Origin of the sequence: Pseudomonas sp. LTJR-52 (assembly GCF_003691465.1) — a bacterium.
Lineage (GTDB): Bacteria > Pseudomonadota > Gammaproteobacteria > Pseudomonadales > Pseudomonadaceae > Chryseomonas > Chryseomonas luteola.
The window spans coordinates 4,778,499-4,790,965 of sequence record NZ_CP033105.1; the positions used below are offsets into that span (position 1 = coordinate 4,778,499).

Sequence of the window (12,467 nt, forward strand, 5' to 3'; positions counted from 1 at the left end):
AATCAGATAGGGTTCGTATGTCAGTGTGCAAAATAATGCATACCGCCATCTACCGGAATAACCGCGCCGGTGATGTAGCGTGCCAGTGGTGAGGCGAGAAACGCGACCAATGCAGCAACGTCTTCAGGCTCGCCAAAATAACCGGCCGGAATATGACGCTGAACGAAGTCAGCCTTGGCTTCAGCAGAAGGGTGTAGCTGGGTCATGACCTGCCTGCTATGGATTCGACCCGGTGCAATACAGTTGACGGTAATGCCTTGCATGGCGACCTCACAAGACAGTCCCTTCGACCAGAGATGCAGGGCACCCTTGGCTGCGCTCGCCGCGTTCAAGCTGCGCGGCTCCATGGACCCGCTGATTGAAATGATCCGGCCCCAACGTCTGTTCTGCATAGCGGGAAGTACGGCATGGGTCAGCCGCCGGGCTGCAATGAAATTGAGCAGAAAGGCTTGGCGCCACTCCTCTTCGCTTGCCCTCAATGCGACAGGACGCGAGGCGCCAGCGGCATTGACCAGAATATCAATGACGCTACCTTCGATCGCTTCAAGCACACTGTGCAACGCATCTTCGTCAGCCAAGTCCCCTGTAAGAAGCTTTACGGTAGGGGCGCCCAGCATGGACGCCTCACAAGCAACGGCCTGCAACCGCTCCGTATCCCTGGCAAGCAGAACGAGGTTGACACCCTCGGCAGCCAATAGCTTCGCAATACCAGCCCCTATACCAGCGCTTGCACCCGTGACCAGCGCCGTCTTGTCGTCAAGACAAATATCCATGATTACCACTCCTGGCTAACCAGATCGTGTATGGCGTCCGCAAGCGTGTCGACTTCCGCTTCGCTGATGATCAATGGCGGTAACAGGCGAATAGTATTTTCCCGCGTGACATTGATTAGCAGGCGATGCCGGTCAAGCGCCCGTTGCATCAATGATCGACAGGGATTATTCAACTGAATGCCCAGCAGGAGACCATGGCCGCGTATTGCCTGAACCTGTGGGAGGTGGCTCAAGCGGTTCTCGAGGTGGCCCTTGAGCTGTGTACCCCGTTGTGCCGCATGCAGGACCAAGCCTTCTTCCTTGATAACATCCAGCACCGCACATCCCACTCGACATACGAGCGGATTTCCACCAAAGGTACTGCCATGGCTTCCTGGTGTGAAAAGATCGGCAGCAATGCCGGCTGCCAGGCAAGCGCCAATAGGCAAGCCATTGGCAAGCGCTTTGGCGAGTGTAACGACGTCGGGTTGGATGCCTTCATGTTGATAGGCGAACCAGGCACCTGTACGACCCATGCCGCTCTGAATTTCATCCAGCATGAGCAACCAGCCGTTGCGCGTGCAATGCGTACGTAACGCGGTAAGGTAACCCACGGGTGGCGCTATCACGCCGGCTTCTCCCTGAATGGGCTCAACCAGCAATGCTACAATCTGGTCACCATACCGTTGGGTTACGGCGTCAAGTGCGTCCAAGTCACCAAACGGTATCCTGACAAAGTCGTTGATCAACGGCCCGAAGCCGTTGCGAACACTAGGGCTGTCGCTGGCAGATATCATGGCGAGTGAACGCCCATGAAATGCATTTTCCATCACGACCACCTTGGGTGTTAAGACGCCTTTATGCTGAGCATACCGACGGGCAAGTTTAAAAGCGGCCTCGTTGGCCTCCGAGCCCGAATTGCCAAAGAACACGCGCTGCATACCTGTAAGCTTTGTCAGGCGCTCGGCCAACTCGTGCTGCCAGGTAATGCTGTAGTGATTGGAGGTGTGCATCAGCAGGTCGGCCTGCTCCTGAATGACTTGGGTAATCCGCGGGTGGGAGTGACCTATATTGGTTACCGCAATACCCGCAACAGCATCCAGATATTCGGTTCCTTGCTGATCCCAAACTCGCGTTCCCTTGCCCCTTACAAAGCTGACCGTCAACGGGCTATATGTCTGCATCAAGGGCAGGGATGAGCCTGTAAATGCAGACGTCTGGCCAAATCCGAAGGTAGAGGTTGAAGAGATAGCTGTCATAAAGCCCCCTATTAGAGAAGGCTTGAGTATCTTTATGTAGCAATATGAGATAAACGCTATGATTGTTCTATCACTTTGAATCCAGGCTTTAAAATGGATCTTTATCAAGCCATGACGGTATTTGTACGTGTAGTCGAAAGTGGCAGCATGACTGCAGCAGGTGAACAGTGTGGATTGTCCACTACGATGGTCGGCAACCATCTCCGCGCGTTGGAGAAGCGCCTCGGCATGAGTCTTTTGCGCAGAACTACTCGGCGGCAAAGCCTGACAGAGTTCGGGTCGGTCTATTATCAGCGGTGCGTCGAGGTGCTGGGTCTCGTAGCCGATTCGGAGCGTCTGGCTGAGCAGGCGCAGGCTAACCCTCATGGAGTCTTACGTCTCACGGCACCGCCCACGTTTGGCTCGGAATGCCTGATGCCTGCCTTGGCAGACTATCTGGCCCAGTACCCAGAAATCAGGCTCGACGTGGTATTAACGGATCGAGTGGTCGATCTAGTTGAGGAGGGTTTCGATGTCGCCATTCGCCTGGGCACGCTGGATGCGTCACGGCTCATTGCCCGACCACTGATGGACTATGGCCTGACGATATGTGCATCGCCTGAGTATCTACAGCGGCATGGTTACCCAGAGCGGCCGGAAGAGCTTTCCCACCACGAATGCTTGTCCTTCGCCTATCCTGCCGGCACGGAGTGGCAATGGACCGAAAAGCGTTGGTGCTTGAGCGGACCGGAAGGCGAGGTTTCCATCGATATCAGTGGCCGTGTCATAGTCAACAGTGCCCAGGGGCTTCGGCAGGCCGCGCTCAGTGGGATCGGGATCGTTATGCTACCTAACGTCCTCGTGTGGCAAGATCTGCAGCAGGGCAGGTTGGTCAAGCTGCTGGACCATTATCAATTACCCAGCAGGCCCATGCACCTAGTCTATTCCCAGGACCGTTATCGCTCACCCAAACTCCGCAGTTTTGTTGATTATGCGTTAGAGACCTTTAGGTAAGGATGCTGCTCTCCGCTCAAACATAGCTGTTGCCAACTGGCACAACTGTTGCTTTTATCTTGCTACCCTTAAGTTAACGCCTCGATAACCGATACGTATAACAGGTGGATCATGTGCTTAATGACTTGTCAATAACACTGGTCGAGCGAATTGATACTGAACATTCAGATGTAGTTCATCACGATCAATCATGAAAACACGTTATACAGGCACGGCGGACAGATTGCTAAATCCTGCTGCACAGCAGGAGGGTAGCGCTTTTGATCTCACAAAGGATGAATATGCGTTCATCAATCTGATCCTGAGGGAGCACGCGTCTAATGATGGACGTGCAGATGGTCAAGCGACAGACGCCAATTTAATGACTGATCTTTCAGATACAGAGCTGAGAAACGAGTTTTCCAATCAGGCTCAGATGCTTGATGCTGCCATGACGCTGATTGATGCTTCCTCTTTTTCCGGTCAGGAAACGCTGGAACAGGCGGCCCTCGAATGCCTCAAGCTGGCACGTGCCCTGGTTGGGCAGTTGATGGGCCAGCCTGGAAGCAATGAGGTACCTTCAGTAGGATGATGCGTTCTACTCTCCGTCTCTGTTCATCCAGTTGTTGATTTCTGCGAAAGAAACGGCGCTTTCGGCAAAGCCGAATGTGCCTTCGTCGCGAGCTTCCAATGCCGCTGCGATAAATCCACTCCATGCCGCTCGCGCCAATGAGCTACCCAGACTTATCCGTTTGACTCCCGCTTCGGCCAGCTCACTCACGCTATAGTTCGCTCCAGACAGGCCCATCACAACATTGACTGGCTTGGATACGGACTCGCAAACCAGCCGTATGGCTTCCAGATCAGGCAGTCCGGGCGCATACAAGACATCTGCTCCTGCTGCTTCGTAGGCTTGGAGACGCCGCACCGTATCATCGAGGCTTGCACCACCACAGGTATAGGTCTCAGCACGTGCGACCAGCATGAAAGGGTAACCCAGCTCCTTCACGGCTTCAGCTGCAGCCGCGATACGCTCCACCGCATGGTTGAAGTCGTAGAGCGGTGAGCTTGCGTTGCCGGTGGCATCCTCGATCGAGCCGCCTGCCAGTCCTATTTCAGCCGCCCGCTGTATCGTTTCGCTCACTGCTTCTGGCGAGTCACCAAAGCCGTTTTCCAGGTCTGCGCTGACCGGCAGGTCGGTTGCCAGAACGATACTTTCCGCATTGGCCAACACGCAATCACGGGAAAGGCTCCCGCGTGCATCCTGGCGCCCCAGGCTGAAGGCCAATCCTGCGCTGGTCGTTGCCAAGGCCTCGAAGCCAAGCCGGCTCAATATGCGGGCGCTACCGGCATCCCATGGATTGGGCAGGATCAGCGGTTGATCATACGTATGAAGTTTCTTGAAGAGTGCCGCTTTCTCGAAAACATCCATGGCTAGGTCCTTTCAGGCTCAATAGTCAGGTAATTCTTGCAGCTGCTTTGACGACGTGCAGTCAAACCGGGTCCTGCATCTTGACGCAGTCATTGCTGGAGCAGACCGCCGTCTGTCAGCGGAAACAAGGGATGCGATTTCCTGAACTGAATTGAGACGGAGTCGACTAATCTCATCGATGGCCTATGGAAGCGACAGCTGGCACTAAACTCTTTTAAACGTCGTGTCTCAAAGCTCGCGTACAGGGATCCATCGTCAGGATCTTCACTTTTAGGGCATTTTTATCAGAGCCGCGCCCAGGCTCAACATTATGGATATGCCGAATGGACGCCTACGCCGTGCTTAATGAAGAGCTTACCCTTTTAGCCAGCAGCGACTCACTGCCACCCTATGACCGTAAGCTTGCCTCATCGATTCTCTATCGCCTGCTGATGGAAGAGTCAGGCGAGATGTCTCAGATCTGCCGGTCCTCCATTCTGACCGTTCTGGCTATGTTGATTCGTGAAGATGTTGAAAAGAACAACAAGCAAGCCATCGCAACGACCAATCAGATTCTTGAACGTATCAAGCAGTAATAAAAGTCCGCCTCATGCGCCTGAGTTCTAGAACTCAGGCAGGCATCGACTCGGACAGGCGATAAAAGCTGGAGCTGTTAAACGCTCCCTGACAGCTTACTCACCACCTACCAACCGGTCGAGATCTATGGGGTCTCCCGGCTGGGTATGCAGTTTTTCTCTTAAATCTTCAAACATCTGGTCGTAATCCTCGTGATGTGTAAAGACGCTCGCCTTGGGTAGAGGCACACCATAGCGGCGCAGGCGATGATCAATTTCCGCCAGGAAGTTATAGGCTTCGTCTCGGTGCATGGAAAACTTTTCTTCTACCGTACGTTGGCCCACCTGACCTGAGAGGTGAAAGTGAGCATGCTGGTTTGAGGAAACAGGGTCGACCGTATATTCCAGTAGCAAATGCATGGCAGGAAGGTATCCATTGGCAACCTGATCGACTTCGATGCGGCCGGGCACGAACATGAGCAAACTCCTGCAGAAATGATCACTAACGTTTCAACGCTGCTGGTTGATGATGTAACCGTCAAATCAGCAGCGACAGTATGAATGTCCAGACGCAAACATACGCCAACAGTGCCAGGCTGTACTGAAGCACCATTCTCATAATCGAATATTCAGCACCTACCTGATCCACGGCGGCTGCGGCAATGGCGATCGATTGCGGTGAAATCAGCTTGGCCATCACGCCGCCGCTGGTATTGGCGGCGACAAGCAGTGCCTGGCTGGTGCCAATCTGAAGCGCTGTCACGGATTGCAGATGGGCAAATAGCGTGTTGTTGTTGACCACCGAGCCGGTGATAAAAACGCCCAGCCAGCCGATAGCAGGAGAAAGCAGTGGAAAGATGCTTCCGGTTTCTGCCAAGGCAAGCCCGATGGTAGAAGAGGCACCTGAAAAATTGGCGATATAGGCAACACCCATGATGAGGCAGATCATGATCAAGGGACGCCACAGCTCTTTTATGGTCTGCTTCAACTGCTCGCCTGCACCCTGCCATGAAAGCGTAGGAGAAAGCAGTGTGGTTAACATTACTGAAAGTAGAATAGCTGTTCCCGGCGCGCTGATTAGCGCAACGCTCCAGGTAGCGGGTAAGGTATGAGCTACAGCGGCAATTGGTAAAATTTCTTCGATCTGCTGATGAAGAAACGGGGCATTCAGTTTGAGCACGCTGGCCGCTAGCGGGCCCTGCGCTGCAAACAGCGATTTGAATGCGGGCAGGCTCCACAGCAGCACGATTCCGGTCAGAATATAAAAAGGCGACCAGGCTGCCAGAACCTGCATCAGAGACCAACGCTGTGTAGAGCGTGGCGGTGCGTCGGACTCGCGATAGATACGCCTGGGCTGCCAAACTTGCATAAACAGCGCAAGAGCCCCCATGGATACAAGCGGAGCGATGATATCCACCAGCTCCGGTCCTAGCAGATACAGCGTAAGCGTCTGCAGACCACTGAAGAGCACGCCGATCAACAAAAGGACCGGCCAGGTTTCACGGATGCCACGCAACCCATCCAGTACCAGGATCAAGAGCGTCGGAATAAGCAGGGTGGCTGGCTGAACAATGGCGATCATCATCAGCGCCATGTCATCCAGCGGCACAGAGCCCTGTTGCGCGCCAACGATTACCGGGATTCCGATGGCGCCATAGGCGCCGGCCGCAGCATTGGCCAGCAGGCACAGCATGGCAGCCTTGAGCGGCTTAAAACCCAACTCGACCAGAAGCGCCGCGCAGATGGCAATAGGTACACCAAAGCCTGCAGCACCCTCGAGAAAGCCACCAAAGCAGAACGCAATCAAGATGACCTGAATGCGCTGATCTTCAGAAATGGTGGCAATACTGCCTCGGATGACATCAAACTTGCCGCTCTTGACTGCCAGTTTGTAAAGCCACACCGCCATCAGCACGATATAGCCAATCGGCCATAAACCGTTGGCGATGCCCAACAGTGCGGCGCTCAGGATTTTGCCAAGGGGCATGCCGAACAGAAACAGGGAGGAGACCACGGCAATGCCCAGGGTCAACAGGGAGGCGGTCAGCCCTTTCAACTTGAGAAGCGTCAGTGCTGTCAGAAAGAACAAGATAGGAACAGCGGCCACCAAAGCCGAGAGATAGGCGTTACCAAGCGGGTCGTATAGTTGTTGCCACATGACGGGGCTCCCTTAGCGGCCGGCCGGATCCCTGTTGATCAGTACATTGGAGCATGCTGTCCCGTTCACCAGGCATTCCAGGTTATGGAGTGTCACCTCGGAAATCTCGCGTAGCGCTTCGACGGTAAAGAAGCCTTGGTGTCCAGTCACAATTACATTGGGAAAGGTCATCAGCCGCTGGAAGACATCGTCATCAATGATGTCGGATGAGCGATCATGGAAGAAGAGGAAACTTTCCTGCTCATACACATCAATGGCCAGGGCGCCTAACTGACGGCTCTTCAGTGCCTCTATAACAGCGGCTGTGTCCACCAGCCCGCCGCGGGAGGTATTGACGAGCATGGCGCCAGGCTTCATCTCGGCCAAGGTGCGTTCATTGATGATGTGGCGGGTTGCGTCCATCAAGGGGCAGTGCAACGTCACGATGTCCGATTGTGCCAGTAGCATGTCGAGGTCAACGAAATCCCCAAGCGTCTTGAATTCAGGCGCAGGCATGGGATCGTATCCCAGCAGACGACAGCCAAATCCTTTCAGGATGCGGGCCGTTGCCAAACCGATTTTGCCGGTGCCGATAACCCCGACCGTTTTTCCATGCAGCGTAAACCCGAGCAGGCCCTCCAGCATGAAATTGCCTTCGCGGACGCGGTTATAAGCCCGGTGCGTATGCCGGTTAAGCGTAAGGATAAGCGCAATGGTGTGCTCGGCCACTGCTTCGGGTGAATAGGCAGGGACACGCGCAACGAAGAGTCCTAGTCGCTCGGCAGCGTCGAGGTCTACATTATTGAAACCTGCACAACGCAGGAGAATCGCATTGACCCCATACTCCTTGAGTGTTTCGAGAACAGGCGCATCGAGTTGATCGTTGACGAAGGTGCAAATGGCGTCGCTGCCCTGCGCGAGCGCAACGGTTTGAAGCGAGAGCGGGACATTTTGATAGGTGAACTCGAAGTTGTGATGGGCGAAATGGTGTTCATTGGCTTCGTCAAGAAACCGCTGATCGTAGGGCTGGGCGCTGAAAACAGTGATTTTCATGCGATCTCCTCAAGTCACAAAAGAGCGAAATGGTCGTCCGACGTCCGCTACTGCACGGCCAGTATGGCAATGCCCACGTCTGATACAGATACCCCAAGCCTAGACGAAACCGTCTAGGCTGCTACTTCAACGTGGGGTTCACTGAGCCTGAGCACCAAAACTGCGAATTGTGCAAACATCCTGAGAACGCTTGTGCTGGTAAGCCGACTTCCATCAGCGCTACGCTTGCACCGTTTCCCTGCTGGTTACAGGCGACGTGACGTCTGTAACCAGTAGGTTGTTTTCCTACATAGTCGATTACGAGTCCGCGCTATGAATGTCATCCTTAACCGTCGAACGTTTTTATTGGCTAGCGCTGTGGTGTCTGCGTCTTATTCGCTAGGTACGCTGGCTGGCGCTAATCGGGATGATGCTTCCTTTCAAGATCGGCTGGCTAAGTTGGAGCAGAAGCTGAACGGACGGCTTGGGGTATGCGCCATCGATACCGCAGATGGAGCACAGTTGGGCTATCGCGCCAATGAGCGGTTTGCCATGAACAGCACGTTCAAGGTCATGCTCGCCTCAGCGTTTCTCGCCCGAAGCCAAGACGAACCGGGGCTCCTCGAAGAGCGGCTCACGTACACCCGGGCCGATCTGGTCACATACTCTCCCGTGACGGAAAAGCACGTTGTCACTGGGATGACCGTTGCCGAGTTGTGCGCCGCAGGCATTCAGTACAGTGATAACACCGCGGCCAATATGCTCATGAAAAAGCTGGGGGGGCCTGAAGCGGTCACCGCATTTGCCCGCTCGATAGGCGATACGCATTTTCGCCTCGATCGATGGGAAACCGAACTTAATTCGGCTATTCCGGGAGATCCTCGTGATACGAATACCCCTCAGGCCATGGCAATGAGCCTGCAACGTCTGGCATTGGGTGACATGCTGGCTGCGGATAAACAGCATCAGTTGCAGGCGTGGTTGAAAGGCAATACCACGGGTGGCAAGCGTATCCGGGCCGGGGTACCGGCTGGCTGGCAGGTCGGCGATAAGACGGGTACGGGTGATTACGGCTCGGCCAACGACGTGGCTATCCTCTGGCCGCCTCGCCATGCACCCGTTGTGCTGGCTCTCTATTCCGCTCTTGAAAACCCGCAGGCGGAAGCGCGCAATGACGTACTGGCCGATGCGGCGCGCATTGTGGCTGAATGGGTGACAGGCTAATTCCAGCCCATACGCTACGCTTATGCGCAGCGGGTAGTTAAACTGGTGTACAGGAGATGGTATTTCTCCTTTAACTGCTCTTGGGCTAATGATGCCTAAGAACCCTGTCTAGAAGGGTCTTAGGCATGTGCCTGTACCCTTCCCACATCAGGAAAGGTCAATCATGTACGTTTCTTTTCCCGCTGCTGTAACCGGTAGCTCTCCTGGCTGCGCGTTGCGCTTTTGGCTTGGTGTAACGCTGAATGGGATGTTTCTCTCCTTCCCACTGGAACGCTATTCACGACCGGTCTGGGGTTCTGGATCATCGATACGCTATTGATAGGATGACACGTTCGGGTGTGATCAATCTTCTAGGCTGGCTTCGCCTGGATCCAAAAGTACATCTGGCGCACAAGATTGCGTCAAACCTCATGAGGCATATCGAGAAAGCTAAATAACTATGACGCTGCTATCACTTTGATCTCAAACGTAGCGCGTATAGTTCTTCCTGGCCTCCCTGCGCTGCGCTGGAGAGGCCTTTACCTCCGCATTCTGTTTACACAGAGGCGGGAAGGGATACATCAACTCATGCAAGGAAGCTGCTATGAAGGGTGCGATCTTAAAGCCCCGAGGTTTTACCGTGGCCGCCATAAAGGTAGTGCTGGCTGCTGGATTGTTATCCGCGTTGTCAACGGCCGAAGCAGGCATCGACCTGGTAAGCCTGAACATGTCGGGTGCAAGTTTTGCAGCCGAGGTGCTGCCGGGCGCTAATGGCGTTGACTACATCTTTCCTACGGAGCAGTATTTCAAGGCGTGGAGCGCAAAGGGCATAAAGACCATTCGTTTCCCCATCCTGTGGGAACGTCTGCAGAAAACCACCTAGGCATCGTTTGATCCAACCTATGCCGGGCTTGTAACCCAGACGCTGGACTACGCCCACAAATACAATATGCGGGTTATTCTGGACCTGCATAACTTTGCACGGTACAAGAATCAGCTGATTGGCAGTCGAAATGTCCCGCTAGACGCGTTTCGTGATGTCACGTATCGAATGGCAATGACATGGGGAAGTCACCCTGCCTTGTTCGCCTATGACGTGATGAATGAACCCTATGCGACGTCGGGTAAGGTGGCGTCCATCATGCAGGCGGGTATCGATGGTGTTCGCCGCATCGATAATACCCATTACATATTGGTGGAAGGTGAAAACTTCTCTAGTGCCTGGCTATGGTCGTCGTCTTCAAGTGCAGGTCTGCTCTCCGTCAAGGATCCGGCCGACAAGATTCTTTATTCAGCCCATACCTACCTGGACGATAACAACTCTGGCACTTACACCAATCCTCGGGATGCTGGGATGAATGATCCTATGGTTGGTGTCAATCGGGTCAGGCCGTTTGTAGAGTGGTTGAAAGCCAACAACAAGAAAGGCTATCTGGGAGAAATCGGCGTTCCAAACAATAATCCTGCCTGGTTACCTGCGCTCGACAATACCCTCAAGTACCTCGCTGAAAATTGTATCCCAGCTTCTGTCTGGGCTGCCGGGCCAGGATGGGGTGACGACTATGTATTGAGTGTGGAGCCTGTTGACGGCAAGGACCGCATCCAATGGCCGATCTTGCGTAAATATGTGGAGACTAGTAATTCGTGTGTGTCTATTGGGCCACAAAAAGCGGCAAGCCCAACTCCGCCCGTGCCCCAACCCAAGCCTGAGCCGCAACCTCAACCAAAGCCCGTGCCTATTCCACAGCCAGTACCGGCTCAACCGCAGCCCGTACCTGAGCCCGCGCCAGTACCTCAGCCCCTACCTAAGCCATTCGTTTGTCAGTTTGCACTGGCATCATGGCTTCCAATCTGCCAGGCAAAGACAAACACGCACGCCTATTGGTGGCATTGGTAAAGCAGAAGCCCTGGCGAGTAAGGCGCCAGGGCTTGAGCATTAACCTGATCAGCGCTCAGCGTTGGGGCGCTCGATCTTGGCAGGTTCCGTTGACCGGGTTTTCCAGAGTGATACCAGTACGCCACCCGCCAGCAAGCCCAGCGTTACACTCAATGACAAGGCGGCAGGTATTTTGCCAATGATGCCTACCAGGAAGATCTTGCTCCCGATGAACACCAGAACCAACGCCAGCGCATACTTGAGGTAGGCGAAGCGATGAATCAGGGCAGCCAGCGCAAAGTAGAGTGCACGCAAACCCAGGATCGCAAAGATATTTGAGGTGTAGACAATGAACGGATCCTGTGTGATCGAGAAGATCGCCGGTACGCTATCCACCGCAAACACCAGATCAGCACACTCAATCAGGATCAACGCGAGGAACAACGGTGTTGCCCACCAGACTATGTGGCCGGCAGCATTGGGTTTCTTTACAAAGAAGTGCTGCTCGTGCAGCTCATTCGTAACGCGCATCCGCCTGCGCAAGAACTTGACCAGGACGTTATCTTCCAGGTTTGGAGCTTCATCCACCTTGGCGAACAGCATTTTGATGCCGGTGACGACAAGAAATACCCCAAACACATAGAGGATCCAGCTGAACTGATGGATAAGGGCTGCACCCAGGCCAATCATAAGTGCTCGGAGGACGATTACACCCATGACTCCCCAGAACAGCACCTTGTGCTGATACTGGCGGGGAATGCCAACAAAGCTGAAGATGATCGCCATGACAAACACGTTGTCCATTGAGAGCGATTTTTCGATTAGAAAGCCGGTCAGGTAGTCCATGCTGGCGTCACCGCCTTTCTGGAACCATACCCACACAGCAAACAACAGGCCCATGCTGATATAGCCTGCCGAGAGGAATAGACTTTCCTTGATCCCTATCTCGTGATTGTCACGATGCAGAACCCCAAGATCAAGCGTGAGCAGGGTGATGACGACAGCCAGAAATGCGAGCCACAACCACGTGGCCGTACCAAGAAAATCGGCGAACAGAAACGCTTCTAGGGTGTTCATGAGCCCCTCCTTACAGTCGAAGTTGTACCAGCTGTGACTCCGACATGGCGGTAGGAACCGTCAGAGGGGTCCGGCGTCACGCTGATTACGTTAAGTCCTTTTCTGCAGCGTCTCAACTGACAAGTTTGACAAAACGTTGCGACTTTATGAGGGGAACGAGCAAATGCGGGCGA

The 12,467-nt window shown here is 54.1% G+C and carries 12 protein-coding genes, 1 pseudogene and 1 riboswitch; of the genes and pseudogenes, 6 read left to right on the top strand and 7 right to left on the bottom strand.

Translation table 11 applies throughout. The annotated features are described in order from the left end of the window. Positions 1-20: 20 nt before the first annotated feature. Together EAW52_RS22090 and EAW52_RS22095 are read right to left on the bottom strand one after the other, a co-directional pair. Positions 21-773 carry an SDR family NAD(P)-dependent oxidoreductase gene (locus EAW52_RS22090; RefSeq protein WP_122044082.1) on the bottom strand — a complete coding sequence of 251 codons (753 nt, stop codon included), beginning with the start codon at positions 771-773 and terminating at the stop codon, positions 21-23. 2 nt (positions 774-775) lie between these two features. After that, the gene (locus tag EAW52_RS22095; protein ID WP_372238934.1) at positions 776-1,936 is read right to left on the bottom strand and encodes an aspartate aminotransferase family protein; all 1,161 of its coding nucleotides are present in this window, start codon (positions 1,934-1,936) and stop codon (positions 776-778) included. Positions 1,937-2,104: 168 nt separating this feature from the next. Here EAW52_RS22095 and EAW52_RS22100 point away from each other — a divergent pair, with 168 nt between their 5' ends. Both EAW52_RS22100 and EAW52_RS22105 read left to right on the top strand, forming a co-directional pair. Beyond that, positions 2,105-3,004, top strand: coding sequence for a LysR family transcriptional regulator (locus EAW52_RS22100; RefSeq protein ID WP_122044084.1), 900 nt, complete (start codon positions 2,105-2,107; stop codon positions 3,002-3,004). A 190-nt stretch (positions 3,005-3,194) separates the two neighbouring features. Continuing rightward, positions 3,195-3,575, top strand: coding sequence for a hypothetical protein (locus tag EAW52_RS22105; protein WP_010798613.1), 381 nt, complete (start codon positions 3,195-3,197; stop codon positions 3,573-3,575). Positions 3,576-3,581: 6 nt separating this feature from the next. Here EAW52_RS22105 and EAW52_RS22110 read toward each other — a convergent pair whose 3' ends face one another. Beyond that, on the bottom strand, positions 3,582-4,415 hold the full coding sequence (locus EAW52_RS22110; protein ID WP_122044085.1) for an oxaloacetate decarboxylase: 834 nt from the start codon (positions 4,413-4,415) through the stop codon (positions 3,582-3,584). Between the two features lie 323 nt (positions 4,416-4,738). On the opposite strand from EAW52_RS22110, the gene EAW52_RS22115 reads away from it, so the two are divergent. Beyond that, entirely contained in the window at positions 4,739-4,990 is a 252-nt protein-coding gene (locus EAW52_RS22115) for a hypothetical protein (RefSeq protein WP_010798611.1), read from the top strand. A gap of 96 nt (positions 4,991-5,086) precedes the next feature. On the opposite strand, the gene EAW52_RS22120 is transcribed toward EAW52_RS22115, so the two are convergent. From EAW52_RS22120 to EAW52_RS22130, 3 genes are all read right to left on the bottom strand, one after another. Next, positions 5,087-5,446, bottom strand: a complete 360-nt coding sequence (locus EAW52_RS22120; protein WP_122044086.1) for a DUF5064 family protein — start codon at positions 5,444-5,446, stop codon at positions 5,087-5,089. Between the two features lie 61 nt (positions 5,447-5,507). Further along, positions 5,508-7,127 (bottom strand): L-lactate permease, encoded by a 1,620-nt coding sequence (locus tag EAW52_RS22125; protein ID WP_122044087.1) that lies wholly within the window; start codon positions 7,125-7,127, stop codon positions 5,508-5,510. A 12-nt stretch (positions 7,128-7,139) separates the two neighbouring features. Then, the gene (locus EAW52_RS22130) at positions 7,140-8,159 is read right to left on the bottom strand and encodes a 2-hydroxyacid dehydrogenase (protein WP_122044088.1); all 1,020 of its coding nucleotides are present in this window, start codon (positions 8,157-8,159) and stop codon (positions 7,140-7,142) included. A 312-nt stretch (positions 8,160-8,471) separates the two neighbouring features. Here EAW52_RS22130 and blaLUT point away from each other — a divergent pair, with 312 nt between their 5' ends. From blaLUT to EAW52_RS22140, 3 genes and pseudogenes are all read left to right on the top strand, one after another. Continuing rightward, entirely contained in the window at positions 8,472-9,362 is an 891-nt protein-coding gene (blaLUT, locus tag EAW52_RS22135; protein ID WP_122044089.1) for an LUT family class A beta-lactamase, read from the top strand. A 43-nt stretch (positions 9,363-9,405) separates the two neighbouring features. Beyond that, a riboswitch (Fluoride riboswitch) is annotated at positions 9,406-9,467 on the top strand. A gap of 478 nt (positions 9,468-9,945) precedes the next feature. Next, entirely contained in the window at positions 9,946-10,224 is a 279-nt protein-coding gene (locus EAW52_RS26510) for a hypothetical protein (RefSeq protein WP_256680656.1), read from the top strand. An 18-nt stretch (positions 10,225-10,242) separates the two neighbouring features. Then, positions 10,243-11,238 (top strand): annotated as a pseudogene (locus tag EAW52_RS22140) (glycoside hydrolase family 5 protein); the annotation flags it as partial. Positions 11,239-11,286: 48 nt separating this feature from the next. Here the strand turns inward: EAW52_RS22140 and EAW52_RS22145 are convergent. Next, positions 11,287-12,294, bottom strand: coding sequence for a TerC family protein (locus EAW52_RS22145; RefSeq protein WP_122044090.1), 1,008 nt, complete (start codon positions 12,292-12,294; stop codon positions 11,287-11,289). Between the last annotated feature and the right edge of the window lie 173 nt (positions 12,295-12,467).

Coding starts and splice junctions, on each gene's coding strand:
- EAW52_RS22145 (WP_122044090.1), bottom strand. CDS start 12,294: ATGAACACCCTAGAAGCGTTTCTGTTCGCCGATTTTCTTGGTACGGCC.
- EAW52_RS22100 (WP_122044084.1), top strand. CDS start 2,105: ATGGATCTTTATCAAGCCATGACGGTATTTGTACGTGTAGTCGAAAGT.
- EAW52_RS26510 (WP_256680656.1), top strand. CDS start 9,946: ATGAAGGGTGCGATCTTAAAGCCCCGAGGTTTTACCGTGGCCGCCATA.
- EAW52_RS22120 (WP_122044086.1), bottom strand. CDS start 5,446: ATGTTCGTGCCCGGCCGCATCGAAGTCGATCAGGTTGCCAATGGATAC.
- EAW52_RS22090 (WP_122044082.1), bottom strand. CDS start 773: ATGGATATTTGTCTTGACGACAAGACGGCGCTGGTCACGGGTGCAAGC.
- EAW52_RS22125 (WP_122044087.1), bottom strand. CDS start 7,127: ATGTGGCAACAACTATACGACCCGCTTGGTAACGCCTATCTCTCGGCT.
- EAW52_RS22110 (WP_122044085.1), bottom strand. CDS start 4,415: ATGGATGTTTTCGAGAAAGCGGCACTCTTCAAGAAACTTCATACGTAT.
- EAW52_RS22095 (WP_372238934.1), bottom strand. CDS start 1,936: ATGCAGACATATAGCCCGTTGACGGTCAGCTTTGTAAGGGGCAAGGGA.
- EAW52_RS22130 (WP_122044088.1), bottom strand. CDS start 8,159: ATGAAAATCACTGTTTTCAGCGCCCAGCCCTACGATCAGCGGTTTCTT.
- EAW52_RS22115 (WP_010798611.1), top strand. CDS start 4,739: ATGGACGCCTACGCCGTGCTTAATGAAGAGCTTACCCTTTTAGCCAGC.
- blaLUT (WP_122044089.1), top strand. CDS start 8,472: ATGAATGTCATCCTTAACCGTCGAACGTTTTTATTGGCTAGCGCTGTG.
- EAW52_RS22105 (WP_010798613.1), top strand. CDS start 3,195: ATGAAAACACGTTATACAGGCACGGCGGACAGATTGCTAAATCCTGCT.